At 63.0% G+C, this 25,274-nt stretch carries 24 protein-coding genes; 10 read left to right on the plus strand and 14 right to left on the minus strand.

Going from position 1 to position 25,274, the window contains the following annotated elements:
* Positions 1–3: 3 nt before the first annotated feature.
* Positions 4–810: an AraC family ligand binding domain-containing protein gene (locus AC1DZ5_RS05275; protein WP_477886789.1), complete on the minus strand. Its 807-nt coding sequence runs from the start codon at positions 808–810 to the stop codon at positions 4–6.
* A 102-nt stretch (positions 811–912) separates the two neighbouring features.
* On the opposite strand from AC1DZ5_RS05275, the gene AC1DZ5_RS05280 reads away from it, so the two are divergent.
* Positions 913–1,860 (plus strand): DMT family transporter, encoded by a 948-nt coding sequence (locus AC1DZ5_RS05280; RefSeq protein ID WP_477886791.1) that lies wholly within the window; start codon positions 913–915, stop codon positions 1,858–1,860.
* A gap of 52 nt (positions 1,861–1,912) precedes the next feature.
* Here the strand turns inward: AC1DZ5_RS05280 and AC1DZ5_RS05285 are convergent, their stop codons facing one another.
* The gene (locus AC1DZ5_RS05285) at positions 1,913–2,659 is read right to left on the minus strand and encodes a TerC family protein (RefSeq protein WP_477886793.1); all 747 of its coding nucleotides are present in this window, start codon (positions 2,657–2,659) and stop codon (positions 1,913–1,915) included.
* Between the two features lie 174 nt (positions 2,660–2,833).
* On the opposite strand from AC1DZ5_RS05285, the gene AC1DZ5_RS05290 reads away from it, so the two are divergent.
* The 5 genes from AC1DZ5_RS05290 (at position 2,834) to AC1DZ5_RS05310 (ending at position 7,006) form a co-directional block, all read left to right on the plus strand.
* Positions 2,834–3,877, plus strand: a complete 1,044-nt coding sequence (locus AC1DZ5_RS05290) for an amidohydrolase (RefSeq protein WP_477886795.1) — start codon at positions 2,834–2,836, stop codon at positions 3,875–3,877.
* A gap of 122 nt (positions 3,878–3,999) precedes the next feature.
* Positions 4,000–4,983: an AraC family transcriptional regulator gene (locus AC1DZ5_RS05295; protein ID WP_477886797.1), complete on the plus strand. Its 984-nt coding sequence runs from the start codon at positions 4,000–4,002 to the stop codon at positions 4,981–4,983.
* 72 nt (positions 4,984–5,055) lie between these two features.
* Positions 5,056–5,364, plus strand: a complete 309-nt coding sequence (locus tag AC1DZ5_RS05300; protein WP_477886799.1) for a putative quinol monooxygenase — start codon at positions 5,056–5,058, stop codon at positions 5,362–5,364.
* On the plus strand, positions 5,361–6,332 hold the full coding sequence (locus tag AC1DZ5_RS05305) for an MYG1 family protein (protein ID WP_477886801.1): 972 nt from the start codon (positions 5,361–5,363) through the stop codon (positions 6,330–6,332). The genes AC1DZ5_RS05300 and AC1DZ5_RS05305 overlap by 4 nt, the downstream gene beginning before the upstream one ends.
* Entirely contained in the window at positions 6,332–7,006 is a 675-nt protein-coding gene (locus tag AC1DZ5_RS05310) for a hypothetical protein (protein WP_477886803.1), read from the plus strand. The genes AC1DZ5_RS05305 and AC1DZ5_RS05310 overlap by 1 nt, the downstream gene beginning before the upstream one ends.
* Before the next feature lie 49 nt (positions 7,007–7,055).
* On the opposite strand, the gene AC1DZ5_RS05315 is transcribed toward AC1DZ5_RS05310, so the two are convergent.
* Positions 7,056–7,646 (minus strand): tRNA-uridine aminocarboxypropyltransferase, encoded by a 591-nt coding sequence (locus AC1DZ5_RS05315; RefSeq protein WP_477886805.1) that lies wholly within the window; start codon positions 7,644–7,646, stop codon positions 7,056–7,058.
* Positions 7,646–8,548, minus strand: coding sequence for a LysR family transcriptional regulator (locus tag AC1DZ5_RS05320; RefSeq protein WP_477886807.1), 903 nt, complete (start codon positions 8,546–8,548; stop codon positions 7,646–7,648). Before AC1DZ5_RS05320 ends, AC1DZ5_RS05315 begins: the two co-directional genes overlap by 1 nt.
* A 101-nt stretch (positions 8,549–8,649) precedes the next feature.
* Between AC1DZ5_RS05320 and AC1DZ5_RS05325 the strand changes: the two genes are divergently transcribed.
* From AC1DZ5_RS05325 to add, 3 genes are read left to right on the plus strand one after another with little or no spacing between them, the layout of a single operon-like run.
* On the plus strand, positions 8,650–9,642 hold the full coding sequence (locus AC1DZ5_RS05325) for an SDR family oxidoreductase (RefSeq protein ID WP_477886809.1): 993 nt from the start codon (positions 8,650–8,652) through the stop codon (positions 9,640–9,642).
* A gap of 40 nt (positions 9,643–9,682) precedes the next feature.
* Entirely contained in the window at positions 9,683–9,898 is a 216-nt protein-coding gene (locus AC1DZ5_RS05330) for a DUF4287 domain-containing protein (protein WP_477886811.1), read from the plus strand.
* Positions 9,895–10,908, plus strand: coding sequence for an adenosine deaminase (gene add, locus AC1DZ5_RS05335; protein WP_477886813.1), 1,014 nt, complete (start codon positions 9,895–9,897; stop codon positions 10,906–10,908). Before AC1DZ5_RS05330 ends, add begins: the two co-directional genes overlap by 4 nt.
* A gap of 414 nt (positions 10,909–11,322) precedes the next feature.
* Here the strand turns inward: add and AC1DZ5_RS05340 are convergent, their stop codons facing one another.
* The 7 genes from AC1DZ5_RS05340 to AC1DZ5_RS05370 form a co-directional block, all read right to left on the minus strand.
* Positions 11,323–13,206: an ATP-dependent nuclease gene (locus AC1DZ5_RS05340; protein ID WP_477886815.1), complete on the minus strand. Its 1,884-nt coding sequence runs from the start codon at positions 13,204–13,206 to the stop codon at positions 11,323–11,325.
* A gap of 22 nt (positions 13,207–13,228) precedes the next feature.
* Positions 13,229–14,488, minus strand: a complete 1,260-nt coding sequence (locus tag AC1DZ5_RS05345; RefSeq protein WP_477886818.1) for a Zn-dependent hydrolase — start codon at positions 14,486–14,488, stop codon at positions 13,229–13,231.
* Positions 14,489–14,517: 29 nt separating this feature from the next.
* On the minus strand, positions 14,518–15,960 hold the full coding sequence (gene hydA / locus AC1DZ5_RS05350; protein ID WP_477886820.1) for a dihydropyrimidinase: 1,443 nt from the start codon (positions 15,958–15,960) through the stop codon (positions 14,518–14,520).
* Positions 15,961–16,035: 75 nt separating this feature from the next.
* Positions 16,036–17,343, minus strand: coding sequence for an NAD-dependent dihydropyrimidine dehydrogenase subunit PreA (gene preA / locus AC1DZ5_RS05355; RefSeq protein ID WP_477886822.1), 1,308 nt, complete (start codon positions 17,341–17,343; stop codon positions 16,036–16,038).
* 32 nt (positions 17,344–17,375) lie between these two features.
* On the minus strand, positions 17,376–18,728 hold the full coding sequence (locus AC1DZ5_RS05360) for an NAD(P)-dependent oxidoreductase (RefSeq protein ID WP_477886824.1): 1,353 nt from the start codon (positions 18,726–18,728) through the stop codon (positions 17,376–17,378).
* Between the two features lie 130 nt (positions 18,729–18,858).
* Complete coding sequence (locus tag AC1DZ5_RS05365; protein WP_477886826.1) at positions 18,859–19,776, minus strand: alpha/beta hydrolase; 918 nt, start codon at positions 19,774–19,776, stop codon at positions 18,859–18,861.
* A gap of 207 nt (positions 19,777–19,983) precedes the next feature.
* Positions 19,984–20,586, minus strand: coding sequence for a TetR/AcrR family transcriptional regulator (locus AC1DZ5_RS05370; RefSeq protein WP_477886828.1), 603 nt, complete (start codon positions 20,584–20,586; stop codon positions 19,984–19,986).
* 135 nt (positions 20,587–20,721) lie between these two features.
* On the opposite strand from AC1DZ5_RS05370, the gene AC1DZ5_RS05375 reads away from it, so the two are divergent.
* A complete protein-coding gene (locus AC1DZ5_RS05375; RefSeq protein ID WP_477886830.1) occupies positions 20,722–21,735 on the plus strand; it encodes a hypothetical protein in 1,014 nt (337 codons plus the stop codon).
* A gap of 7 nt (positions 21,736–21,742) precedes the next feature.
* On the opposite strand, the gene AC1DZ5_RS05380 is transcribed toward AC1DZ5_RS05375, so the two are convergent.
* The 3 genes from AC1DZ5_RS05380 to AC1DZ5_RS05390 are packed head-to-tail and all read right to left on the minus strand — an operon-like array spanning position 21,743 to position 25,146.
* Entirely contained in the window at positions 21,743–22,642 is a 900-nt protein-coding gene (locus tag AC1DZ5_RS05380; RefSeq protein ID WP_477886832.1) for a LysR substrate-binding domain-containing protein, read from the minus strand.
* Between the two features lie 9 nt (positions 22,643–22,651).
* Positions 22,652–23,455, minus strand: a complete 804-nt coding sequence (locus AC1DZ5_RS05385) for a carbon-nitrogen hydrolase family protein (protein ID WP_477886834.1) — start codon at positions 23,453–23,455, stop codon at positions 22,652–22,654.
* Between the two features lie 5 nt (positions 23,456–23,460).
* Positions 23,461–25,146 carry a flavin monoamine oxidase family protein gene (locus AC1DZ5_RS05390; RefSeq protein WP_477886836.1) on the minus strand — a complete coding sequence of 562 codons (1,686 nt, stop codon included), beginning with the start codon at positions 25,144–25,146 and terminating at the stop codon, positions 23,461–23,463.
* Positions 25,147–25,274: the final 128 nt, after the last annotated feature.

Genomic DNA, 25,274 nt, shown 5'->3' on the forward strand with positions numbered 1-25,274 from the left:
CAATCAGAGAAAGGTCGCCTGAGTCAACACGCCTTTGCGGTATTCATCGGGCGTGGCGCCCATCAGCTTTTTGAACATGCTGATGAAGGCAGAGGCGCTGCCATAACCCAGGTCCAGCGCAATCGTCTCCACCGTTTGGCCGGCTTCCAGCAAGGGCATGGCGCGTACCACGCGCAGCCGCTGGCGCCACTCCGCCAGCGATATGCCCAGGTCGCGCTGGCAACGGCGCATTAGCGTGCGCTCCGTGGTGTGGGCTGCGTTTGCCAGTTCGGGCAATGAGCGGTTGTCGCCGGGGTTGGCCTCCAGCATGCGCAGCACCGCGCTCAGCAGCGGGTCTTCCGAGGTGGGCAGGTAGCTGCCTGCACGTGGCGCCTGCACCAGCTGGTCCAGCAGCACCTGCAGCAGGCGCGCCTCTTGCACGCTTGCGGTTGTGCCGGGCAGCTGCTGGCGCAGGTGTTCCATGAGCGCGCGCACCAGTGGGCTCACCGTTAGCGCGCAGGGCGTGGCGGGCAGCAGGTGGCACAGTGCGGGGCCTATGTACAGCGAGCAGTGGTGCGCTTCGTAGCGGTTCAGCCCCACATGCTTGAGGTTGGGCGGCAACCACACGCCGTACTGCGGCGGTGCCAGGTAGTGGTGGTCTGCCACCTTCACTTCCATCACGCCGCTAAAGGAATACACAAACTCGCCCCAGGCATGCTGGTGCAGCGGGTAGATGCCCTCGGCCGGCGCCACCGCGCTGCGAAACATGATGGGCGAGGGCAGGTTGGCGCTGGAGAGCGGTATCTCCAGCTTGGGTTTGAGGATGGGCATGGCGGGGAGGGCGGCCAGGGAGTGAGGCGTTTGTCGGCTTCGGTGTATGGCTTGTCTGGTTTTCACTATATCAATGAAAGCCGTCAATTCAATAATCAGTGCATGGACATCCGCAAACCCCTCGATTCCCAAGCCATTGGCTGCATGCTGGTGCTGTGCGTGCTGTGGGCACTTCAACAAGTTGCGCTCAAGGCCACGGCCAGCGACATTGCCCCCATCTTTCTGATTGCCCTGCGTTCTGGCGCCGCCGCGGTGTTGGTGGGCTTGCTGATGCTGGTGCGCCGCGAAGACTGGGGTCTGCGCAATGGCAACTGGCGTGCAGGGCTGGTGGTGGGCTCGCTGTTTGCGCTGGAGTTTTTGCTGGTGGGCGAAGGCCTGCGCCACACCAGCGCCTCGCACATGGTGGTGTTCCTGTACACCGCGCCCATCTTCGCTGCGCTGGGTCTGCACTGGCGCCTGCCAGCCGAGCGCCTGGGCGCTGTGCAGTGGTTGGGCATTGCCATGGCCTTTGGCGGCTTGTCGATTGCCTTCTTCGGCCGCAGCCAGCCGTCTGCGGCGGCGCCCGGCAACATGCTGCTGGGTGATTTGCTGGGCCTGATGGGTGGCATGGCCTGGGGCGCCACCACCATGGTGGTGCGCTGCTCGCGCCTCTCCAGCGCGCCGGCCACGCAAACCTTGCTCTACCAATTGGTATGTGCGTTTGTGCTGTTGCTGGTGGTGGCGCTGTCTACAGGCCAGGCCCACTTCAACCCCATCCCCCGGGTCTGGGCTGCCTTGGCGTTCCACACGCTGGTGGTGTCGTTTGCGAGTTTTCTAGTGTGGTTCTGGTTGTTGCGCCACTACCTGGCATCGCGCCTGGGCGTGTTCTCGTTCATGACGCCACTGTTCGGCATCGTGCTGGGCGCCTGGCTGCTGAATGAGCCCATCGAGGCCAGTTTTCTGGTCGGCGCGGTGCCGGTGCTGCTGGGCATTGTGTTGGTGAGTGGCGGCAGCTGGGTGACGCAGCTGCTGGCACCTCTGGCCAAAAAAATAGCCCCTGATTCGCTATGAAATCAGGAGCTGCTAGCGCAATGTTGGCGGGGGCTAGGCCGTCATTTGACACTTAGCCCTTCAGCGCCTGGCGCTTGCTGCGCGCCCGGATGTTGAGCGCTTCCACCCCCAGCGAGAAGGCCATGGCGGCGTAGATATAGCCCTTGGGGATGTGCTGGTCAAAGGCCTCGGCGGTCAGAGCCATGCCCACCATCACCAAAAAGGCCAGGGCCAGTACCTTGACCGACGGGTGCTTGTCCACAAACTCGCCAATCGGCTTGGCAGCCACCAACATGACACCCACGGATGCAATCACCGCGGCCACCATCACGCTGATCTGGTCCACCATGCCCACGGCGGTGATGACGGAGTCCAGTGAAAACACGATGTCGATGATGGCGATCTGGCCGATGATGGCCCAGAACAGCCGGGTGCCAGCGGCCTTGACGGCAGCCGACTCGGTAGCAGCGGGGGCGTGTTGGTCGCGCGCTTCCACCTCCACAAAGATTTCGTGGGATGCCTTGTAGAGCAGGAATACACCGCCCAGCAGCAGCACCAGATCGCGCCCGCTGAATCCCTGGCTGGCAATGGTGAACAGGTCCGAGGTCAGCCCCATCACCCAGCTCAGCGAGAACAGCAGCAACAGCCGTGAGACCATGGCAAAGCCCAGGCCCAACCGGCGCGCCTTGTCGCGCAACTCGGGTGGCAGGCGGCCCACCAGGATGGAGATGAAGATGATGTTGTCTATGCCCAGCACGATCTCCAGGGCGGTCAACATCCCAAAGGCAATCCAGACATTGGGGTCGGTTAAAAAATCCATGGTCAGGCTCTCTGTTCTAAGTGACCCGGGCGATGGTAGGGTCAGAGGCCGCTTCCAGCGAAACCTCAGTCGGCCCAACCCCTTAAAAGACGGGGGCTTGTGGCGCGCCTGGCCGCTTTGCGGTTGCGCGTTCGGCGTCGTTATCATGGGCAGATCGCACGGAGGGTTCGCGTCATGAAACGCAGGCAATGCTTGGCCGCTGGTGGGTTTGCAGCACTTTGGCTGGGCGGCGTGCGCGCGCAAGAGGCACCGGCCAACCTGGCTGTGCTCCAGGCCGGCTATGCGCGCCGCATCAAGCGCCTGTTGGCGGCTGGGCAGTTGCCCTACATCGATGTGGAAAGTTCGTGTAACCCCGCCAAGGTGGACGTCCCCGCCCTGGCTGCCGAGCTCGACCGGCTCCACATCGGCGCCATGGCGCTGTCGTCTGACATGGGTAACCACCAGTTCGAGCGCGGGGTGCTGCGCGACAACTTTTCCCGACAGATCACTGCGCAGTTTCCCGAGCACTTCATCCCCGTGGGCAACGGGGGGCAGCCGCCTTTCACCACCGAGGTAGGCGAAGAGTTTTTGCTGGCCCAGGAGGCTGCGGCTTTGGCGGGCGAAATAGCCTTGTTGGGGGAGTATGAATTTCGGCACTACCCCTCACCGCGCCAAGTCAAGCGGGGAGGTGACGACCGCGATGTAGCCATCGCCCTGGACGGGCCACTGGGCCACCGACTGTTTGGCATCAGCGAAAAGACCGGGTTGTGCTTCCAGCTCCACTACGAGATTGAGGATGCCCTGCTGTCCGCGCTGGAGCAGATGCTGTTGCAGTACCCCAAAGCCCGTGTGGTCTGGTGCCATGTCGGTCAAATACGCTATTTGGAGCGCGCCTCGCGCTACAGCCCGGTGTACGTGGATGGCTTGCTCAGCCGGTTTCCCAATCTCTATTTCGACACCGCCTTTGGCGATGCGCGGTCTGTCTATCCCCTGAGCCAACAGCGGCACGCGCGTGTTTGGGGGGGCGATGGCCAGCTCACGCCCGCCTGGCGCGACCTGATGGCCGCACGCGCAGACCGTTTCATGTCGGCGCTGGACCTGGGCGGCGACCGCATGGACCGCATCCAGGAGTACGACCAAAAGCACCGCCACTTTTTGGGCTGCCTGCCCGCCGAGGTACGCCAGCAGGTGGCCTTTGGTACGGTGTGGAAGCTGCTGTTCGGGGAAGACTTCGCATAGCCCCGATCCGCAACATCCGCGCGTGCTCCCTAAAATCGGGAGATGACCACTACCACCGCCACGCACAGTGGCACCGTCCACGCCGATGACGTGGGCGGTGTCGGTGTTCAAGCTGCGCTAGCATGCCGTTGAAAGAGCAGGCGGCCCTGTCCGTAGTGGAACGCTTGCGGTCCATGGTTGCTGCACGTGCATCTGCCGAAGGCCGTACCGATTCCTTGTATCCCGGGCTTCGGTACTACCGCTTCTCCCACCCCATTGAATACACCAAGGCGCAGCGCCTGGCCCCCGGCATCGTGGTGGTCTTGCAAGGTGCCAAGACGGCCAACCTGGGTGGCCAGCTGCATGCCTACGACCCGCTGCACTACCTGGTCTTGGGTGGTGAAACCGTGTGCCACGGAACCGTGGTGACTGCAAGCTCCGACTGCCCTTACCTCGCCATCCATCTCGATCTGCCACCCGCTGCGCTGGTCAAAACCTTCGTCACGTTGGCAGAGAAGCAGGGGGCACTTGCGCCCACGCCGGTGCGCGAGAACTTTGTGTCGCCGGTGGACACGGGTGTGTTGCAGGCCTTCGCCCGGCTGCTGCCTGCCACCGATACTGCCTTGGATTGCGCCACACTGGCGCCGCTGGTGGTGGAAGAGATCGTGGTGCGCCTGATCCGTTCCAACGCCGCCTTTGCCATTCGCGACGCTGCGGCCATGGGCCGCTCGGCCACCCGCATCCAAAAGTCCATCCAGTTCATCCAGGCCAACTTCGCAGGTTCGCTGTCGGTCGGTGGGTTGGCAGACCACGCGGCCATGAGCCCTTCGCACTACGCCCACAGCTTTCGCCAGGTGGCGGGCGTCAGCCCCATGCGCTACTTGCGCGATGTGCGCCTGGACCAGGCCCGCGTGCTCATGCTGGGTAGCCCGTTGCGCCCCAGCGAGGTGGCCGAGCAGGTCGGTTTTGAAAGCGCTGCGCACTTCACTCGCGAGTTCAAGCGCCGCTTTGAGGTATCGCCCACCGAATACAGTCGCCGCCTGCTGGATGCAGACCGCAGCAAGTCCGCAGCAGAGGTCAAGGAAACCGCAGTTTTCGACATTGCCGCGCACCGCCGCCGTTCGTAGCATGGACGCTGTTGGCCCCGGATGCGTCCGGGCCGACGTTCTTCCATCTTACTTTCTGAGGCAAAGCCATTCATGAGCGGTATCCAGGTCATCATCACATTCGAAACCCACCCCGAGGCGTCTGCGCCGTTTGCGGCCCTGCTGGACCAGGTGCAACACGACCTGCCCCGTGTGAACGGTTGTCAGGGCGTACGCGTCTTTGCCGGCAGCGAAAAGCCGTGCGTTTTCACCTTGCTGGAGCACTGGGACTCTGAGACCGCCCACCAGGCGCATATCGCCACCGTGGTGGCATCGGGCACCTGGGACCACATCGCCGCGCACCTGGCCAAAGACCCAGTCAGCCATTACTACCGCGAGCGAGTCCCTAAAATCGCTGCATGACCGACACAACCACCACCATCGCCACGCACAGTGGCACCTTCCACGCCGACGACGTATTTGGCGTGGGCATCCTGATGGGCGTGTTCCCATCGCACACCCTGGTCCGCACCCGCAAGCAGGAGCTGATCGAGACCGCTGACTTTGTGGTCGACGTGGGCGGCACCTGGGACGCTACCAAGGGCCGCTTTGACCACCACCAGCGCGGCTTTGATGGCGCACGCCCCGCACGCGAGGTAGACGGTGCCACCGTGCCCGGCGTGGGCTACGCCAGCGCGGGCCTGGTGTGGTCGGCCTTTGGCACGGCCTATGTCAAAGCCTGGGCCAGCACCCACGGCCATACGCTGGACGACGTGGCCGTGGCCAGCGTGGTCAACTCCATCGACCATTCGCTGGTGCAGTACCTGGACATTGTGGACACCGGCCAAGGCGATGTGTCGCCCGGCATCTTTGGCCTCTCCAGCCTCATCGCCCAGCTCAACACCCATTGGCTGGAAGAGCAGGGCCTGGACCATACCGCCAAGGCCCAGCTGCTGGAAACGCGCTTCCGCGAAGCCATTGCCATCACCCGCAAGTTTCTGGACCACGCCATCAGCAAAAAAGTGGCGCAACTGCGCGCCATGGACACCGTGCGCAACGCGCCACGCCTGCTGGGCGGCCGCGTGCTGCACCTGCAAGAGGGCGGCATGCCCTGGACGCATGTGGTGGTGAATGAAATGCCCGAGGTGATGTTCGTCATCTACCCCGATTCCGACGGCAACCAGTACCAGATCAAAACCGTGCCGGTGGAGTCTGGCTCGTTCACCGCCCGCATGGACCTGCCCGAAGCTTGGGCCGGCCTGCGCGACGCCGAGCTGGCCGCGGTGAGCGGCGTGGCAGACAGCGTGTTCTGCCACCTGAACCTGTTCATTGGCGGGGCGCGCAGCTTTGACGGTGCGGTGAAGCTGGCCGAGCTGGCGCTGGCCGCCTGATGGCGGACGCCACCCCCGCCACCGCGCTGCACCAGGTTCGCGCTGCCGTACTGGCCAACGTCAAACCGGGGCTGGTGCTGTGGTGCGGGCTGGTGCTGCTGCTCATCGTCTATGCCTGGAGCCCGGCCGTGCAGGCTGGGCTAACGCAATGGGGCCTGCTCAAGCAGGCCTGGGGTTACCCGTTTGCGTTCGTCAGCTACGCCCTGTTTGCCGTGCTGGTGCCAGAGGTGCTGGCCTTTGCGGTGCTGCGCCAGCCCGTGTCTCCCACCGTGTGGTGGGACATGGCCTACGCCACGTTGGTGTTTGGGCTCATCGGCATTTCGGTGGACATGCTCTACGCACTGCAGGCCAGCATGTTTGGCAATGGCAACGACGCGCCCACTATCGTGAAGAAGATGTTGTTCGACCAGTTTGTGTATTCGCCCGTGTCCAACTTCCTCATGGTGGCAGCCTTTGTCTGGAAGGACGAAGGCCTTCGTGCCAGCACCTTGAAATGGTTCGCATCGACCGACTTTCTGAGCCAACACTACCTGCCTGTGCTCATTGCCGTGTGGTGCGTGTGGATACCCGGCGTGCTGGTCATCTACTTCATGCCCACGGCGCTGCAGTTCCCTGTGGCATCACTAATCCTGAGTTTCTGGATTTTGATCTTCAAGTTCATGCGTAAGCGCTAATTGCTCCTGAATCAGGAGCAATTAGCGCATATTTCACGCGGGCTAGAGACTAATTTGGTATGTAAGTCTGCTGCGCCACAAAGCCGTCGAAGGCTTCCAGCAGCGGCTGCCAGCGTGCAGCGTCCCCTTCCAGCTGCGCCAGCGCGGCACAGGTGGCCTCCAGCGTAGACAGCTGCCCCGGTGCGTGTGCCTTGCGGATCGCGTAGCGGCCTGCGGGCACTGCATCCAGTGCCAGCCGCGGCAGGCGCTGCAGCGCAGGGCTTTGGTGCAGCATCTTGCGGCTCTTGCGCCAAGTGGCGTCCAGCACCACCAGCCTGAGTTTTTGTAGATCAACCAGTTGTGTCGCATCCAGCAGCGCGGGCGCCGCGTGGTCCGCGTAGTCGGTGGGCGGGTACAGCAGCACGGTGGTTTTGGGCTCCGGCATCAGCGCCTGCAGCGCCGCATCGTCAAACGCTTCACCCACCACCAGGCGGCTGCCGGGCAGGCTCAGGTGCAGCAGGCGCGCGCTGTTCTTGGCATGGTGTTGTTCCAGCGGGTGCTGCAGGATCAGCACTTCACAGGCAGAGGCTGTGAGCGTGATGAAACTGCAGATACAAGTGGCTAGCGGGCGCAGGCAGCGTGGGCAGGTGGGGCGGGGCATCACTCTCCCATGTAGGCCTGCAGCCCCTGCAGCAACGCGTCAAACGCCACCTTGCAGCGTGGCGTGTTGCGCAGGTCTTCATGCATGGTGAGCCAGGTTTCCAGGCCTAGGGTAAAGCTGTCGGGCAGCAGGTGCACCAGCTGCGGGTCGCGTGCCGCCAGGGGCAGCTGGCAAATGCCAATGCCGCAGCCCGCACGGATCAGCGCCAGCTGCGCCACATCGTTGTCGGTGCGCAATGTGAATGCATCGCGCTGCCACAGCGCAAAGCCTTTGCGCGCGGCGCGCACAAAGGCGGTCTCCTCGTCAAATCCAATGAGCGCGTGCTGCGCCAGATCCGCCATGGTCTGGGGTGTGCCGCGCCGCTGCAGGTACTGCTGGTGCGCGTGAAAGCCCAGGTTCACCTGGCCCACGCGCCGGGCAATCAGTTGCTCTTGCTTGGGCTGCGTCATGCGCACGGCAATGTCGGCCTCGCGCTGCAGCAGGTCTTGCACACGGTTGCTCAGTACCAGCTCCACCTTCAGGTCAGGGTAAGCACTCTGCAGCTGCGCCAGGATGGGCGGCAACACCTCCACGCCCACCACCTCGCTGGCCGTCACGCGCACCGTGCCCTTGATGCCCGAGCCCTGGCTCTCGGCGGCACGCTTCAGCGCGGTGGCAGAGGTGCTCATGGCCTGGGCAAACGGCTGCAGCGCCAGCGCTGCGTCGGTGGGCAGCAGCCCGGTTTGGGAGCGGGTGAACAGCGCCACGCCCAGCGCCTTCTCCAGCGCGTCAATGTGCCGCCCCACGGTGGGCTGGGCAATGCCCATGGCGCGGGCCGCGCCAGAGAGCGAGCCCTCTTCCAGCACGCCCAAATACGAGCGGTACAGCTCCCAGCCAATCTCGGTGTGGTTGTCAGTAGTCATACAGAAATGTATGGCGGCTGGTGCATGTTGGTCAATTGCTTATTAACCCGGGCCCTTCCAAACTTCATCCCATCGCAACACGTTTTTGAAGGAGTAATGAGATGAGCAGCAACACAGCATTGGGAAACACGGCATTGGTACTGGGCGCCACCGGCGGCATTGGCGGCGAAGTGGCACGGCAACTGGTGGAAGCCGGCTGGACAGTGCGCGCCCTGCGCCGTGGCGGCGTGCAAGCCACCGAACAAACGGGCGGTATTGAATGGGTGCGCGGCGATGCCATGAACCGCGCCGATGTGCTGGCCGCGGCCCAGGGCTGCGCCGTCATCGTGCACGCCGTCAACCCACCGGGCTACCGCCGCTGGGCGGAGGTGGTTCTGCCCATGGTGGACAACACCATTGCCGCCGCACAGGCGCAGGGATCCACCATCGTGCTGCCCGGCACGGTCTACAACTTTGGGCCCGACGCCTTCCCCCTGCTGCGAGAGGATTCGCCGCAAAACCCCGTCACCCGCAAAGGCGCCATCCGCGTAGAGCTGGAGCGCCGCTTGCGCGCCGTCAGCGGCCAGGGCTGCAAAGTGATCGTAGTGCGGGCGGGCGATTTTTTTGGCCCCAAGGTGGCCAATAGCTGGTTCTCGCAGGGGCTGGTCAAGCCGGGCCTGCCGGTCAAGGCCATCAGCCTGCCCGGCGCGCCCGGTGTGGGCCACCAGTGGTCGTATGTGCCCGACGTGGCCCGCACCATGGTGGCCCTGCTGCAGCGCCGCGACACGCTGGAGCCTTTTGCCGCCTTCCACATGCAAGGCCATTGGGATGCCGATGGCACACAGATGGCCGAGTCCATCCGCCGCGTGGTCACTCGCCGCGGTGGCGCCCAGCCCAAGGTGAGCGCCTTCCCCTGGTGGCTGATGACGCTGGCCGCGCCCTTTGTGGCCACCCTGCGGGAGCTGCGCGAGATGCGTTACCTGTGGAAGACGCCTCTGGGTATGGACAACGCCAAGCTGGTTGCGACATTGGGGCATGAGCCGCATACGCCGCTGGACGAAGCGGTGGAGGCCGCGTTGGTGGGCATGGGCAACCTGGCCGCTGCAGGCAGATAACAATAGGGGCTCCCCAGAAATCCACAGCAAGGAGATCACCATGGCAGCCCCCGAAAAAGTCAAAGGCCCCGCGTCGTATTTCCCGTCCATCGAGAAGACCTACGGCCACCCCATGGACCATTGGTTTGCCCTGGTGCGCGGGCAGCAAGGCAAGAAGCACATGGAGATCGTCAACTGGCTCAAGGCCGAGCACGGCATGGGCCACGGCCACGCCAACGCAGTGGTGGCGTACTGCCTGGCCCAGGCCAAACCATGAGCGCGCCCTTGCCATCCGCCGAAGAGACGCGCCTGAAGGCTCTGCCCAAGGCCGAAGTGCACCTGCACCTGGAGGGCTGCTTTGAAGCCGCGCTGATTGCGCAGTGGGCCAAGACCGAAGGCGTGGCCTTGCCCAGGCCGCAAGAGGACCTGTTCAAGTTCTCCGGCCTGGCAGATTTTCTGGGCTTCTTGGACCTGGCCTGCGGCCTGGCCCGCACGCAAGACCGCTTGGTGGAGCTGAGCTACGGCCTCAGCCAGCGGCTGGCGGCCAACGGCACGGGCTATGCCGACGTCATCTTCAACCCCACCCACTGGCACGCATGGCATGGCCGCCTGGGCCCCATGCTCGATGCCATCCACGCGGGCTTTAGCGCTGCGGAACAAGACGGCCTGCCCGGCGTAGGCCTGTGCGTCAGCCTGCTGCGCACGCAGTCGGCAGACGAGGCCATCGAACTGGTGGACACATTAACCAGCCTGCGCCACCCGCGCGTGGTGGCGCTATCCGTAGACGGAAACGAAGCCACCGCCGGCCGCACCGGCCCCCGGTTTGCAGAAGCCTTCCGCAAGGCAGCCAGTGCCGGCCTGCGCCGCACCGTGCACGCGGGAGAATCCAGCGGCCCCGAAGGCGTGTGGGACGCCGTGAACCTGCTGGGCGCCGACCGCATCGACCACGGCGTGCGCGCCATCGAAGACCCGGCGCTGGTGCAAATGCTGGCGGATCGGAAAATTCCGCTGGGCGTGTGCCCCACGTCGAATCTGGTGCTGGGGGTGTATCCGTCCATCGAGGCGCACCCCATCGAGCGGCTGCGGCAGGCGGGTGTGCGTGTCTCTTTGAATACCGATGACCCGGCGCTGCTGGGTGCGAGTTTGGTGGGGGAATACGCGCTGTGTCGGCGGGCGTTTGGGTGGACGGATGCGGTGACGCGGGATGTGGCGCGGACGTCGATTGAGGCTAGTTTTGCTAGCGGGGATGTGAAGGCAGGGTTGTTGGAGAAATTGAAGAACTGGTAGCTAGACTAAACGCCCGTAGTTAGAGGTCGTTGGAGTTTACAAACTCCAAACCATGCTCAAAACACCTAGAAGTGCGGTAAGCCAAAGGGGTGCCCAAGCCAAGTATTGCGCGACTTGATATGAGCGTCGTTGATAGGCGATGCATATCAGTGTGAAGTACGCGACATACAAAACTAACCCGGGTAAGAAGATCCGGATGAGCGAACTTGAGGAATTCCCATTGCCGGCGGCGGCAGCAAGAAATATTGCAGCAAATATCCCGCAAACCGATGAGAACAGGATTCCAAGCACTGTGCGTAGGCGAATACCATGTGCGGTGGGCTCACAGCGGATACCTGTCAGGAAATAGCTGATTTTTTCAAAGGTAAGCATGGAATGCAAAAAGTCGGTGAAGATGTAGTTGTCTGTACGTACTTACGCCTTTTCTTGCATGACTGCTCTGAGCCATGCTTCAAGAGGCTGCAAATGCTCAGGTGCATTCACCAATAGCCATTCCACGATTCGCGGTCCATGAGCGGTCTTGTGATACTCGATCGTCCCAAGCTCCAGAAAAACGGCTTTTAGTACCTTGGCCGCGTGCACGGCTGCGCTTTTAGGTTTCCTGGGATTCAGCAGCACTTCGCTGCTCTTCAGCACTCGGCTCAGTGCCTCGGCGACTGTCTGCGGAGCTAACGTTTCTTTGATTTCCGCTTCCAGAACAGCTTGAATGGCCCCGGCATGAAGGAAGTAGTCTTCCAGTATCGCCTCGGGCAGAAAATGAACGATCCCCGCACACTCTTTTTCAATTTGCGCAATCTCACTGTCTTTGCGTTGCTCTCTATCCAGCGCGATTGCAACCATCGGAGGCGCAAGAAAACTGCCACTACTGAGTCTCTTGTAGATTTCAGCAACTTTCTTGGGGTTGTACTTGCGTGATTCGAAGTCGCCGGTTGCATAGAGCGGCAGTACAGCTATGCCTTGCGCTTGTTCGGGCAAGTACTTCCGAAGAAGTTGTGGAAAGACAGCTTCCTCTGTCTCACCTTCGACCCAAAGAACTTTGTCACAACCATGCAGATCGGTCAGGCTGATGCCAAGCTCAACCAAACCTGCCTTTAAGTCGTGTAGCTTTTGACCTGTAGTCTGCTTGGCCGTGGTTTGTTGGCCGTCGTGTTCAAGCAATGTCACAGTTGAGGCGTTGACGGTGCGAAGAACATCGCTGGAATGGGTGGTGATGAAGTATTGATGTTGACTTCCGTGTTCAGCAAGAATGGAAAGCAACTCCCGTAGCGCCCTGGGATGGAGAAACGAGTTGGGTTCCTCAAGCAAGATTATTCGTGGTGTTGGAGCAGTCAATACCACGTACAGCATGGCGAGCGCATTGCCAACGCCAGTTCCCACTTGATTGATTGGGACCGCCAAATCTTCGCGATTCAAGTCTGGAGGAGTAGTGTGAACTTTGAGTTCGAAAGTGTTCTGTCCATTGATGCTAGCCGGAGCGCCCACCCAATAGATGGTCGGGAAAATTCGCTGCAACAGGTGATTTATTCGATCGAATAACACTTTCCTGTTTGTTTGCAGGTTATTGATGCAGAAGGCTAAGTTCGCACCATCTGGTAAGAGTTCTCCACCGTTGTGATTGGTGTGCAAACAAATGGGTTGCACCTTGCGCTCAGATGAAAATTTGTAGATCTTCCGTTGAACTTTCTGTAGAAACTCACTTAGCTGATTTTGATTCGACATAACTCCAGAAATTTCAGCCACTTTTGGGACTTCAGATTGATCCAATCTTGCGAAATTAATGGCGCGACTATTGCCACCCAATTGCTGCCAAGTTGATGGCCAGCCGGTAAAACTAACTCTGCAAAACTGACCGGTAGTTATTCCGCGCTTTATGTCCAAATCCAGCGCTCCAGTAGCCAGTTGATCGTTCACTGCATTAATGTCGGTGGTGTAAAAACTATTTCCATCTCCGGCTCCTATTCCTACATATACGTGTGGTGCAGGTGATGTGAGTTTTCGGAGTTCAGTGACGTTAATGGCGAAGCGAAGTTCCACCTCTGGTCTTTGCAAGGAGGGTTGTTCTGAATCTTCGCTATTCAGTACTGAGCGATGCGGAACATCGGATATTTCATGAAAGGCGATGGATTCAAGTATGGAGCTTTTGCCGCTGGAGTTTGCACCGAGCAACACGTTAAATCCAGCAGCGAAGTTGAATTCTGTTTCGCCATAAAAACTCTTAAAGTTTTTGATTTTCAAATGCTTTAAATGCACTTTGCCTCCCAAAAGAAAACCCGCAGGCAAATGCTCTGCGGGTTTCATTGTGGCAGCCAGATTCAGACCGTCAAACCACCCCAGCCCGCTCCAACATCGCATGCAACAACACATTGCACCCCGCGGTGATGTGCTCGGGCTTCGCGTCCTCGATCTCGTTGTGGCTGATGCCGTCTTTGCAGGGGATGAAGATCATGCCGGCGGGGGCCAGCTTGGCCATGTAGACGGCGTCGTGGCCGGCGCCTGAGACGGCGGGCATGTTGGAGTAGCCCAGCTTCTTGGCGGCGCGGCCCACGGCGTCCACGCAGTTCTCGTGGAAGGCGATGGCGTTGTAGCTGGACACCATTTCGATCTTCACGTCCACGCCGTGCTCCTGGCCCACCTTGGCGGCAAAGGCTTTCACCTCGTCGGCCATTTGGTCCACCAGTGCGTCGGTGGCGTTGCGCAGGTCAATGCTGAACTTCACGCGGCCGGGGATGACGTTGCGGCTGTTGGGGAACACCTGCACCATGCCCACGGTGCCGCGGCCATGCGGCGGGTGGCGATGGGCGGCCGCCACCACGTCTTGCATGATGCGCGTGGCGGCCAGCAGCGCGTCTTTGCGCAGGGCCATGGGCGTGGGGCCGGCGTGGGCTTCCATGCCGGTCACGGTGCAGTCAAACCAGCGGATGCCCAATACGCCGCTGACCACGCCAATGGTCACGTCGTTGTCTTCCAGCACCGGGCCTTGTTCGATGTGCGTCTCAAAGTACGCGCCAATCGGGTGGTCGCCCGGTTCCTGGGTGCCGATGTAGCCGATGCGCTCCAGCTCACCCTTCACGGTTTTGCCTTCGGTGTCGGTGGCCGCATACGCATGCTCCAGCGTGAAGGCCTTGGCAAACACGCCCGAGCCCATCATCACCGGCACAAAGCGCGAGCCTTCTTCGTTGGTCCAGAAGGCCACTTCGATGGGCGCTTCGGTTTCTATGCCCAAGTCATTCAACGTGCGCACCACCTCGATGCCGGCCAGCACGCCGTAGTTGCCATCGAACTTGCCGCCCGTGGGCTGGGTGTCGATGTGGCTGCCGGTCATGATGGGCGGCAGGCTGTTGTTGCGCCCGGCGCGGCGCATGAAGCCGTTGCCGATCTTGTCGATGGTGATGGTCATGCCCGCGTCTTTGGCCCAGCCCAGCACCAGGTCGCGGCCCTGCTTGTCCAGGTCGGTCAGCGTCAGGCGGCACACGCCGCCCTTGGGCGTGGCGCCTATCTTGGCCAGCTCCATGAGCGAAGCCCAGAGGCGATCGCCGTTGATGCGGACCTTGTCGATGTCGATGGCTGTTGCGGTGGTCATGGTGGTGTCCTTGGGTCTTAGCTTTGGGTTTAACGCTTTACGGCGGTGGGGGCCAGCGTGTCGGCCCGCAGTTTGTTGGCGGCAAAGTTGTCGCTGAAGGCGGGGCGCTTCAGGTAGCGGCCCTTGCCCTTCACAGCACGCAGGTCGCCCTGCACATAGACCAGCTCGCCCTGGCTCACGGTGTGGCTGGGGATGCCCTTGACGGTGCGGCCTTCAAAGATGTTGAAGTCGCCCTTGCTGTGCTGCGTCTTGACCGACAGGGTCTTGGTGCCGGCGGGGTCCCACACCACCAGGTCAGCATCGGCGCCCACGGACACGCTGCCCTTTTGCGGGTAGATGTTGAACAGCTTGGCGGTGTTGGCAGACGTCACGGCCACAAACTCGCTGGGCGTCAGGCGGCCGGTGTTCACACCTTCGTCCCAGATCACGGCCAGGCGTTCTTCCACGCCGCCGCAGCCGTTGGGGATCTTGCTGAAGTCGTCTTTGCCCGCGGCCTTTTGCGCGGCGCAGAAGGTGCAGTGGTCGGTGGCGGTGGTGTGCAGGTTGCCGCTTTGCAGGCCGCGCCACAAAAATTCGCTATTGCCCTTGGGGCGGAAGGGCGGGCTCATCACGTGCGCCGCGGCGGTGGCAAAGTCGGGGTGGCGGTAGACGCTGTCGTCCAGCACCAAGTGGCCGGCCAGCACTTCGCCGTACACGCGTTGGCCGCGCGCGCGAGCACGGGCAATGGCCTCAGCCGCTTCCACGCAGCTCACGTGCACCACGTAGATAGGCACGTTCAGCACATCGGCGATGGCAATGGCGCGGTTGGCGGCTTCGGCTTCCACCATGGGCGGACGCGAGAGCGGGTGGCCCTCAGGCCCTTTGATGCCCATCTCGGCCACGGTTTTTTGCAGCAGGTAGACCAGCTCGCCGTTCTCGGCATGCACGGTGGGCATGGCGCCCAGTTCCAGCGAACGCTTGAAGCTGTTCACCAGCGTTTCGTCGTCACACATGATGGCGTTTTTGTAGGCCATGAAGTGCTTGAAGCTGTTGATGCCTTCTTCCTTCACCAGCGTGCCCATGTCTTGGCGCACTTGCTCGCTCCACCAGGTGATGGCGACGTGGAAGGAATAGTCCGACGCCGACTTCTCGGCCCAGCCGCGCCACTTGCGGTAGGCGTCGAGGATGTTTTCTTGCGGGTCGGGGATGACGAAGTCGATGATGGTGGTGTTGCCACCGGCCAGACCGGCCGCGGTGCCGGTAAAGAAATCGTCCATGGTGACCGTGCCCATGAAGGGCAGCTGCATATGGGTGTGCGGGTCAATGCCGCCGGGCATCACGTATTGGCCGCCCGCATCCACCGTGGTCGCACCGGCGGGCGCCGACAGGTTCTCGCCCACGGCCACAATCTTGCCGTCCTGCGTCAACACATCGGCCCGGAAAGACCGGTCGGCGTTCACCACGGTGCCGCCTTTGATCAGAATGCTAGTCATAAATGCTCCTAAATTAGTAGCTGCTTGCGCAATGGATACGGGGGCTAGAGGCCAATTTGATGCCTAAACCTCGGCTCAGGCGGCCTGGCGCATGGGGTTGTTGGGGTGGGTGGTCCAGTCCGCATGTTTATCGCTCACTAGGCTGCCGGTGCGCAAGTCTTTTTCGCCAGCCGGCACATCGCGCAGGGTGATGGTGTCTGGCACGGGGCACACGGTCACACACAGGTTGCAGCCCACGCATTCGTCTTCCTTCACCTCGAAGTGGCGCTTGCCGTCTTTCATGAAGGTGATGGCCTGGTGGCTGGTGTCTTCACAGGCAATGTGGCAGCGGCCGCACTGGATGCAGCTGTCCTGGTTGATGACGGCCTTGCTGATGTGGTTCAGGTTCAGGTAGCGCCAGTCGCTCACGGTGGGCACGGCCTTGCCCACGATCTGGTCCACGCTGGTAAAGCCCATTTCGTCCATGTAGTTAGAGAGGCCGTCGCTCATCTCCTGCACGATCTTGAAGCCGTAGACCATGGCGGCGGTGCACACCTGCACGGTGCCGCTGCCTAGCGCGATGAAGTCCAGCGCGTCGCGCCAGTTGCCAATGCCGCCGATGCCGCTGATGGGGATGCCGGCGGTTTGCGGGTCACGCGCAATCTCGGCCACCATGTTCAGCGCAATAGGTTTGACGGCCGGGCCGCAGTAGCCGCCGTGGCTGCCCTTGCCGCCGGTGCTGGGCGACATGGTCAGCGTGTAGGGGTCCACGCCCATGATGGAGTTGATGGTGTTGATGAGCGACACGGCATCGGCCCCACCCTTTTTGGCGGCGCGGGCGGGGTTGCGGATGTCGGTGATGTTGGGCGTGAGCTTCACAATCACGGGCAGCTTGCTGTACTGCTTGCACCACTCCGTCACCATCTGGATGTACTCGGGCACCTGGCCCACGGCGGCGCCCATGCCGCGTTCGCTCATGCCGTGGGGGCAGCCAAAGTTCAGCTCGATGCCGTCGGCGCCCGTGTCTTCCACGCGCGGCAGAATAGCCTTCCAGCTTTTCTCTTCGCAGGGCACCATCAGCGAGACGATCATCGCGCGGTCGGCCCAGTTGCGCTTCACCTCGGTGATCTCGCGCAGGTTCAGCTCCAAGTCGCGGTCGGTAATGAGCTCGATGTTGTTGAAGCCCATGAGGCGGCGGTCGGGCGAGAGCAGGGCGCCGTAGCGCGGGCCGTTCACGTTGACGACGGGGGGGCCGGCTTCGCCCAGCGTTTTCCAGACCACGCCGCCCCAGCCGGCCTCAAACGCGCGGTTGACGTTGTAGGCCTTGTCGGTGGGCGGGGCGGATGCCAGCCAGAAGGGGTTGGGGCTTTTGATGCCAGCGAAAGTAGTAGCGAGATTGGCCATGGTGTGACTCCGGTGTTCTTGAGGTTGGCCGCTCAGGCCTTGAGGTACGCGTGGATGGCTTTGGCCGATTGCTTGCCGTGTTCCACGGCCTCTACGGTCAGGTCCAGCCCGCCGGCACGGCAGTCGCCGCCGGCCCACACGCCCTTCAGGTTGGTGGTGCCCGCTTCGTCGGTGGCAATCTTGCCGCCGGAGAGCGTCAGGCCACTGTCGGTCAGCACGGGATTGCCCAGCTTCTGGCCAATGGCCTTGAGCACGGTGTCGGCCTCAAAGGTGATCTCGCGGCCCGTGGGCTGCAGCTTGCCGCCCACCAGCGCCTGGTCGGCAAAGCGCACGCCGGCCACATGGCCGTCGCGTCCCACAATTTCTACGGGCGACAACCATTGGTGCAGCACCACGCCATTGGTCTGCGCCCAGTCTTGCTCGGCTTGCGATGCGCCCATGGCGTCGCGCCCGCGGCGGTACACCATGTGCACCACCTTGGCGCCCAGCAGCTTGCTTTGCACCGCAGCGTCCACTGCGGTCATGCCGCCGCCAATCACCACCACGCGGCGGCCCACGGGCAGCGTTGCCTTGTCTTCGGTCTGGCGCAGCGTGGCAATGAAGTCCACCGCGTCTTGCACACCGTCCAGCTCTTCACCGGGCACGCCAAGCTGGTGCGTGGTGGCCAGGCCCATGCCCAGGAACACGGCGCCAAAGTCTTTGCGCAGCGCTTCCAGTTGCGCCACGGTTTCCAGCTTCCAGCCGGTCTGGATGGTGATGCCACCAATGTCCAGCAGCCACTGCACTTCGCGCTGGGCAAAGTCGCCGGGCGTCTTGTAGCTGGCCAGGCCGTATTCGTTCAGGCCACCGGCCTTGGGCTTGGCGTCAAACACCACCACGTCGTGCCCTTCACGCGCCAACGTGTAGGCACAGGCCAGGCCCGCGGGGCCAGCGCCCACCACGGCCACCTTTTTGCCGGTGGATGGGGCGCGGGTAAAGATTTGCGGTTTGTCGCTCTCCATCAGGGCGTCCACCGCGTGGCGCTGCAGGCGGCCAATAGCTACCGGGCGGTCCTCTTGCGTGTTGCGCACGCAGACGGCCTCGCACAGGTTCTCGGTGGGGCAGACGCGGGCGCACATGCCGCCCAGGGGGTTGCTTTCCAGAATCGCCTTGGCAGAGCCGCGCAGGTTGCCGTCGGCAATGCGCTTGATAAACGACGGCACATCAATGCTGGTGGGGCAGGCCGTGGCGCAGGGCGCGTCATAGCAATACAGGCAGCGCTCGGCTTCCAGCAGGGCCTGGGTATTGGTGAAGCGCGGGGTCGCATCGGCGAAGCGCTGGACGTATTCCTCGGTGCTGAGGCGGCCGGCGCGTACGTCGGCGGGAGAGGTAGAGGGGGTGGACACGCGGGCAACTCCTTAAAAAACTGACCGTTTGGTCAAGTCATGAGTTGCATGCTAGCAATCCACGTGCCACGCTGTAACTAGGGTTTGCCCGCAACCCCCGGCACCGGAGGGGTGCGGCCCGTCAGGTCGCTCAGGCCAAAAAGTCGGCCACGGCCTGCATGACCTGGGGGTCACGCAGCAGCCGGGTGTGGCCCAGGCCTTCGGTGGCCAGCAGCGTGGCACCCGGAATAGCCTGGGCAAAGGCGGCGCCGTCGGCAAAGTGGTTGATGCGGTCGCCGTGGTCATGCACCACCAGGGTGGGCTGAGTCACGCCGGGGCCGCTGGCCTGCGGCTCAAACTGGGCCATGAGCATGCCTTCGCGCGCCTCAATGCGCCGCTGCAGGGCGGCGCGCATGGCTTCGTGCAGGCCAAACACCTGGGCAAACAGGCGCGTGTATTCGCGTGGCGAAGCTGGCGGCGCCAACAGCACCACGCGCCGCGTAGGCAGCCCGCGTGCGGCCGCAAAGGCCAGCGCATTGGCCGCCAACGAATGCGCCACCACGCCGTGCACCACCTGCCCCTGCTGGGCCAGGCGGGCCAGGGTGTATTCCATAGCGCGGGCAAACTGCGGCAGGTTGCTTACCCGCCCCTCGCTCTTGCCATGGGCGGGCAAATCCAGCAGCACCGGGCGCAGGCCCTGGACGATCAACGCCTGGGCCAGCGGCAGCATTTGGCCCGCATGGCCGCCCCAACCGTGCACCAACAGCACGCATGTGCCCTCGGCTGGTGCGCTCTTGGCCGGTGCAGCGGGATGGCGCAAAGGCTGGTGCAGCGTGAGGCTGGCATTTTCAAAGGCCCAGCGCTCTTGCGTCCAGTTGCTGGGCCAGGGGCGGTCGCGGCGCAGCCAGCGTGGCGGCAGCGGTGTGCCAAACAGGCGGTAGGCCAGGCGAAGCCCCAACGCCGGCCAGAGCCGCTGAGAGGTACCCAGCGCCAGGCGCAGCACGCGGGTGGCGGGGTTGCTGGCATAAAAGTCAGAAGTGGCTTGCAGGGCTGTGGTCGTGGTTGACATGGTGGGCTCCATTGCGTGTCAGTAGTAAATCCAGTCCGCATTGCTGCGGGGCAATCCGTCAAACAGCCGGCACAGGCGCAGGCCCAGGTAGAGCGCGGCGCCGGCCACGGCGATCAGTAGGGCAAAGATCAGCATGGAATTTCCTTTCTTCGCACGGCTGTGCGAAATTGACATAAACCAAGAGAACGGGTAGGCATGGTGAAAACCTCAGATGCGGTAGCTGGTCAGCATGCGCTGCCAGGTGGCTTGTGCGTGCTGTGCGGCGTGGGTGTCGCGCAGAAAGCGCGCGTCGTGCAGCAGGGCCATGGCCATGCCGTTGAGTTCGGCCACCAACTGGCCAGGGTCGGTGTCGGGGCGCAGGTGGCCGGCGTCCATGGCCTGCAACACCGTGCGCCGCAGCGCGGCGCGCCAGCGGGTCACTTCCTGGAACAGCAAGTCGCGCAGCTCGCCTTCGCGGTCGTCCAGCTCAAAGGCGCCCGCGGTGTACAGGCAGCCGGTGTGCACTTCCACATCGCGCATGCGCACAATCCAGCGCTGCACGATGCCGTCCAACCGTGGCAAGCCCTTGGGGGCTTGCATAGCGGGCACAAATACATCGGCCAGAAAGCGGCGGCCGTATTCCTCGATCACGGCTTTCTGCAGCGCCTCGCGCGAACCCACGCGGGAGAACACGCCGCTTTTGGACAAACCGGCGCGGTCCGCCACCACCTGCAGGTTGATGGCCTCCAGGCCTTCGTCCGCAGCCAGCTGCAACGCCGCATCCACGATGGTGGCGCGGGTCAGTTCACTTTTATGGGTCTTGGCGTCCATGAGGCAAATATTAGCACGGCTGTGCGAAATATGCCAAATACCAACATCCAGGCACTTGGCATTGACATGCGGTTGTCATACCTTTGTCATGCAACGCGACCACAGTGCGTCTTTTTGCCCCACTAGGACGTCCACATGCTGCTCCGCTCGCTCACCACCCTGGCCATTGCCCTCAGCCTCACGGCCTGCGCCACCGCGCCGGGCGCCAGCCGCTCCAGTTACACCTTTGGCCTGTGGGGCGACATGCCCTACAAAAAGGCGGGTGACGATGTCAAACTGCCGGCCGTGCTGGCCAGCATCAATGCCTCCGATGTGGCGTTTTCCATCTACGACGGTGACATCAAGGATGGCAGCTCCAAATGCACGGACGACATCTACACCGATGCACTGGCCATGTTTGGCAGCATGAAAAAGCCCGTGGTCTATGTGCCCGGCGACAACGAATGGACCGACTGCCACCGCAGCAACAACGGGGGCTTTGATGCGCTGGAGCGCTTGGGCCACTTGCGCCGGGTCCTGTTCCCCAGCGCAGCCAGCCTGGGCCAGACCACCATGCCGCTGGAGCACCAGGGCAGGCAGGGTGAAAAGTACGTGGAAAACACCCGCTTCAGCCAGGGCCCCGTGGTGTTTGCAGGCCTGAACGTGCCGGGCAGCAACAACAACGTGATCCTGAGCGAGAAAGAATGCATGAGCAAGAGCGCGCGCAATGCCGCACAGTGTGATGCCGCCAATGCCGAGTACCTGGAGCGTGACAACGCCAACGTGCTGTGGCTGCAACAAACCTTCGAGCAAGCCAAGGCCAAGGGCGCGTTGGGCGTGGTGCTGGTGATTCAGGCCGACCCTGGATTTGACCTGCCAGAGACTGAAGACGTGGATGAAAGCCAGCTGCCCCAGTACAGCGGCTACCGCAACTTCATGGCCCAGATCGTCAAGCAGACCGAGGGCTTTGCCGGTCAGGTGCTGCTGGTGCATGGCGACACCCATTTCTACAAGGTGGACAAGCCGCTGTACTCCCCCACCAAGCTCTTGCCCAACCTGACCCGTTTGCAAACCTTTGGCAGCCCCAGCCTGCATTGGGTCAAGGTGACGGTGGATGCGAATGCCGAGCAGCTGTTCCAGATTCAACCGGTGATCGTGCGCCAGCCCTGAACCGTAGCTAGCCCCGGCTGGCTTGCTGCAGCCAGGTGCTGAAGCTCTGCACCGTGGGTTTGCTGTCGGTGCTTTCGGGCAACACCAGGTAATAGTGGCGTGCGCCGGGCAATGGCGTCGGATGGGCCAGCACCAGCTCGCCGCGGGCCAACTCGGCCTCTACCAACAAGCGTGGCACCAGTGCCACACCCATGCCCTGGGCGGCGGCGGCCGTCGTCATGGAAAACTGCTCGTAGCGCGGGCCGGACAAGGCCAGCGGTGCCTCCACGCCCTGCGCGGCAAACCAGGCTTGCCAGCTGTCGGGCCGGGTGCTTTGCTGCAGCAGGGGCAGGGTGGCAAGGGTCTTGGCGCTCAGGCTTTTGCGACCTGCCAGCAGCGTAGGGCTGCACACGGCCACCACTTCTTCCGCCATCAGTGGCACGCCGCGCGTACCGGCCCAGTGCTGCACCTGGGCCTCGGTGCCCGCGAAGATGGCGGCGTCAAATGGCGTGTCGGCAAACAGGAAAGGCCGGGTGCGGGTTTCAATATGCACCGTGGTGTCCGGGTGCAGCGCCTGAAAGGCCTGCAGGCGCGGAATGAGCCAGCGCGCGGCAAAGGTGGGCACGCTGGCCAGCTGCACCGTGCCGCCGCGTCCTTGGGTGGACATCAGGTCCAGCGTGTCCTGCTCCAGGCCGCGCAGGCGCAGCGCCACCTGCTGGGCGTAGCGTGCGCCGGCCGCGGTCAGCGCCACGCCGTGGCGCGTGCGACGAAACAGCGGTGTGCCCACCAGTTCTTCCAGGGTCGTGATCTGGCGCGAGACAGCGCTCTGTGTCAGCGCCAGCTCTTGCGCGGCGCGCGTAAAGCTCTCGTGGCGGGCCGCGGCATCAAAGCACAGCAAGGCCTGGGTGGCGGGGATTTTGCGGCGCATGGAGGGGTGTCAGGGTGTGTGGGGTGGCACCGTGGCGGCGTCCCGCACATGGCGGTTTGCCGCGCGGGCCGCAGTCAGGCGTGCATCGTCCAGTGTGGCGAGCAGCAGGGTGGCACGGCGGTCGGCCTGTGCCACAGCCTGACCATCCGGAGCCGCCAGCAGGCTTAGCCCGCCGTAGTGCACATCGCCCTCTGCACCCACGTAATTGGCGTAGGCCACATACAGCTGGTTCTCATACGCGCGCACGGGCACCAGAGTCTGGGCCACAAAGTCGTAGTCCGGCATATTGGCCGTGGGCACCACGATGAGGTCGGCCCCTGCCAGCGCCAGGCGGCGCGTGGCTTCGGGAAACTCCACGTCGTAGCAAATCAGCAAGCCAATCGTCCAACCCTGCAGTTTGAAAGTAGCGGCGCTGGGCATACCGGCAGCAAACTGTTGGCGGTCCAGGTCGCCAAACAAATAGGTCTTGCGGTAGTTCAGGCAGCGCTGGCCTTGGGCGTTGATGCATTGCGCAGCGTTGAAGACGGTGCCGCTGGCGTCGCGCTCCGGGTAGCCATAGACCACGGCAAGACTGTGGCGCTGCGCAATGGCAGCCACGGCCTGGGCCCAGGCGCCATCGACGTGCTGGGCCAGCTGCTGCACGGCCGCCGCGCCGATGGCGTAGCCGCTGACAAACATCTCGGGGCATACCAGCATTTGCGCCCCGGCTGTCCCGGCGTGCTGTGCGGCGTGTTCTATCCGTTGCAGGTTTCCCGCCACGTCCAGCGGTGCGGGAGCGCACTGCAGCAGGGCCAGGGTCAGGGGCGTGCGCATGGCGTTCAATCTGGCAGGGCCATCGGGCCCAGCGTGGCGAACACATCGCCGGGGCCGGGGTTGCTCGCATGCGTTTGGCCACCCAGGTGGTGAACGATGCCCCACACGGCATTCAGTGAGGTCTGTACCGCGCCCTCCACCCAGGCGGGTGTCCACGACACATCATCGCCCGCGATGAACAGGCCCCGCTGCTCCGCAGGAAACGCGTCCTGCATGAAGTGCGCGTACATGCGCTGGTTGTAGCGGTAGTGGCCGGGCAGCGCCCCTTTGAAGGCGCCCAGAAAGTAGGGATCAGCCTCCCACGACACGCAGATGGGGTCGCCGATGATGTGGCTCGCAATGTCTACCTTGGGGTAGATTTTCTTGAGTGCCTGCAGTGCGAGCTTCACGCGTTTCTCGGGCGACTGCGGCAGCATCTTGAGCGCATCGCCCATCCAGGCGTACGACAGGCAAATCACGGCGGGCTGGTCTGGCCCGTTGTCAAACAAATAGGTGCCACGTGTGAGCCGGTCAGTCAGCGTCATGCTCATCACGTCGCGGCCGGTCTCGGGGTCTTTGTCTTTCCAGAACGGGCGGTCCACCATCACAAAGGTTTTGCTGGATTGCATGTACCGCGTGCGATCCAGCGCCATCCACATCTTTTGCGAGAAGAGCGACTCTTCCACCGCAATTTGCGTGGTCAGCAGCCAGCTCTGGCAGGTGGTGAGCACGGCGCTGTAGTGACGCGTATCGCCCCAGCAGTCGGTCACGGCCAGGCGGCCATCGGTGGCGCGCGCAATGCTGGCCACCCCAGCGCGCGTGGCGCCTGCATGCAGGCTTTGCAGCGTGGTGCCCCGTGGCCAGTGCACCAGCTGCGTAGGTGCATGGCGCCACAGGCCGTGCGGTACCTGGTCGGCGCCGCCCACAATGAGGCGCTGCTCGTCGTCGCAGTTGGTCAGCACCACGCGCAAGATTTCGAGCATGGAATTGGGAAAATCCGAGTCCCAACCCCCGGTGCCAAAACCCACCTGGCCAAAGATCTCGCGGTGCCGGAACGACAGCTTGGAAAACGCCTTGGAGCTGGCAATGAAGTCGTAAAACGTGCGGTCGTCCCACAGCGGCACCAGCGTGTTCCACAGGCGCTTGAGCGTGGGCACATCACGCGTGCGGATGGCGCCTTGCATGTCGGCAAAGCGGGCATCGTCTTCCAGTGCTTGGGCCCAGGCCTCGGCCACCTCGCGGAACACGGCGGGCAGGTCGGCCAGTGATTGCGCGTAATGGGTCTCGCCTTCCAGATCAATCACCGTGCTGCCCGAGGCGGGTGTCAGCGGGTTGGGGAAGGGTTGCGTCTGTAAGCCCAACTGGTGGACGTAGTGGTAGAAGGCCGTGCCCGACACCGGGAAGCGCATGCCGCCCAGCTCGGCCACCGTGGCTTGCGTGCCTTCAAAGATTTGCGAGCGCAGGCGGCCGCCCATCTTCGAGGCTTCATAGATGACGGGCTTGAGCCCCAGCTTCATGAGCTCGTAGGCCGCCACCATGCCGGCCATGCCCGCACCCACAATGGCTACTTCTTCGCCCAGGCGCGCGGCGGGCAACTGGCCCAGGCCCGCGGGGTGGGCAATCCAGTCGTCAAACGCGAAGGGAAAGTCCGGCCCAAAAATGGTCACCGGCGGGCGCGTGCCGGGCGCGGTGATGGATGTGGTGTTGCCCATGGCAAGAAGCCCCAAAACAAAAACACACTATGGCATAGGCATGCGTGAATCGCAAGATGGTCGATTGGATACGCTGGCTAGAGCAATGCATGCTTGAAGATTAAAAATGCAATACACGCATACCTGGG

This window comes from Rhodoferax sp. P1_F3, from assembly GCF_056405715.1.

Bases quoted from the DNA above. Each gene is read 5' to 3' on its own strand.
- AC1DZ5_RS05390 (WP_477886836.1), bottom strand. From the start codon at position 25,146: ATGGGCAACACCACATCCATCACCGCGCCCGGCACGCGCCCGCCGGTG.
- AC1DZ5_RS05365 (WP_477886826.1), bottom strand. From the start codon at position 19,776: ATGTCAACCACGACCACAGCCCTGCAAGCCACTTCTGACTTTTATGCC.
- AC1DZ5_RS05330 (WP_477886811.1), top strand. From the start codon at position 9,683: ATGGCAGCCCCCGAAAAAGTCAAAGGCCCCGCGTCGTATTTCCCGTCC.
- AC1DZ5_RS05305 (WP_477886801.1), top strand. From the start codon at position 5,361: ATGACCGACACAACCACCACCATCGCCACGCACAGTGGCACCTTCCAC.
- AC1DZ5_RS05300 (WP_477886799.1), top strand. From the start codon at position 5,056: ATGAGCGGTATCCAGGTCATCATCACATTCGAAACCCACCCCGAGGCG.
- AC1DZ5_RS05315 (WP_477886805.1), bottom strand. From the start codon at position 7,646: ATGCCCCGCCCCACCTGCCCACGCTGCCTGCGCCCGCTAGCCACTTGT.
- AC1DZ5_RS05370 (WP_477886828.1), bottom strand. From the start codon at position 20,586: ATGGACGCCAAGACCCATAAAAGTGAACTGACCCGCGCCACCATCGTG.
- AC1DZ5_RS05285 (WP_477886793.1), bottom strand. From the start codon at position 2,659: ATGGATTTTTTAACCGACCCCAATGTCTGGATTGCCTTTGGGATGTTG.
- AC1DZ5_RS05290 (WP_477886795.1), top strand. From the start codon at position 2,834: ATGAAACGCAGGCAATGCTTGGCCGCTGGTGGGTTTGCAGCACTTTGG.
- AC1DZ5_RS05375 (WP_477886830.1), top strand. From the start codon at position 20,722: ATGCTGCTCCGCTCGCTCACCACCCTGGCCATTGCCCTCAGCCTCACG.
- preA (WP_477886822.1), bottom strand. From the start codon at position 17,343: ATGGCCAATCTCGCTACTACTTTCGCTGGCATCAAAAGCCCCAACCCC.
- AC1DZ5_RS05345 (WP_477886818.1), bottom strand. From the start codon at position 14,488: ATGACCACCGCAACAGCCATCGACATCGACAAGGTCCGCATCAACGGC.
- AC1DZ5_RS05340 (WP_477886815.1), bottom strand. From the start codon at position 13,206: ATGAAACCCGCAGAGCATTTGCCTGCGGGTTTTCTTTTGGGAGGCAAA.
- AC1DZ5_RS05295 (WP_477886797.1), top strand. From the start codon at position 4,000: ATGCCGTTGAAAGAGCAGGCGGCCCTGTCCGTAGTGGAACGCTTGCGG.
- AC1DZ5_RS05275 (WP_477886789.1), bottom strand. From the start codon at position 810: ATGCCCATCCTCAAACCCAAGCTGGAGATACCGCTCTCCAGCGCCAAC.
- AC1DZ5_RS05320 (WP_477886807.1), bottom strand. From the start codon at position 8,548: ATGACTACTGACAACCACACCGAGATTGGCTGGGAGCTGTACCGCTCG.
- add (WP_477886813.1), top strand. From the start codon at position 9,895: ATGAGCGCGCCCTTGCCATCCGCCGAAGAGACGCGCCTGAAGGCTCTG.
- AC1DZ5_RS05385 (WP_477886834.1), bottom strand. From the start codon at position 23,455: ATGCGCACGCCCCTGACCCTGGCCCTGCTGCAGTGCGCTCCCGCACCG.
- hydA (WP_477886820.1), bottom strand. From the start codon at position 15,960: ATGACTAGCATTCTGATCAAAGGCGGCACCGTGGTGAACGCCGACCGG.
- AC1DZ5_RS05325 (WP_477886809.1), top strand. From the start codon at position 8,650: ATGAGCAGCAACACAGCATTGGGAAACACGGCATTGGTACTGGGCGCC.
- AC1DZ5_RS05280 (WP_477886791.1), top strand. From the start codon at position 913: ATGGACATCCGCAAACCCCTCGATTCCCAAGCCATTGGCTGCATGCTG.
- AC1DZ5_RS05380 (WP_477886832.1), bottom strand. From the start codon at position 22,642: ATGCGCCGCAAAATCCCCGCCACCCAGGCCTTGCTGTGCTTTGATGCC.
- AC1DZ5_RS05310 (WP_477886803.1), top strand. From the start codon at position 6,332: ATGGCGGACGCCACCCCCGCCACCGCGCTGCACCAGGTTCGCGCTGCC.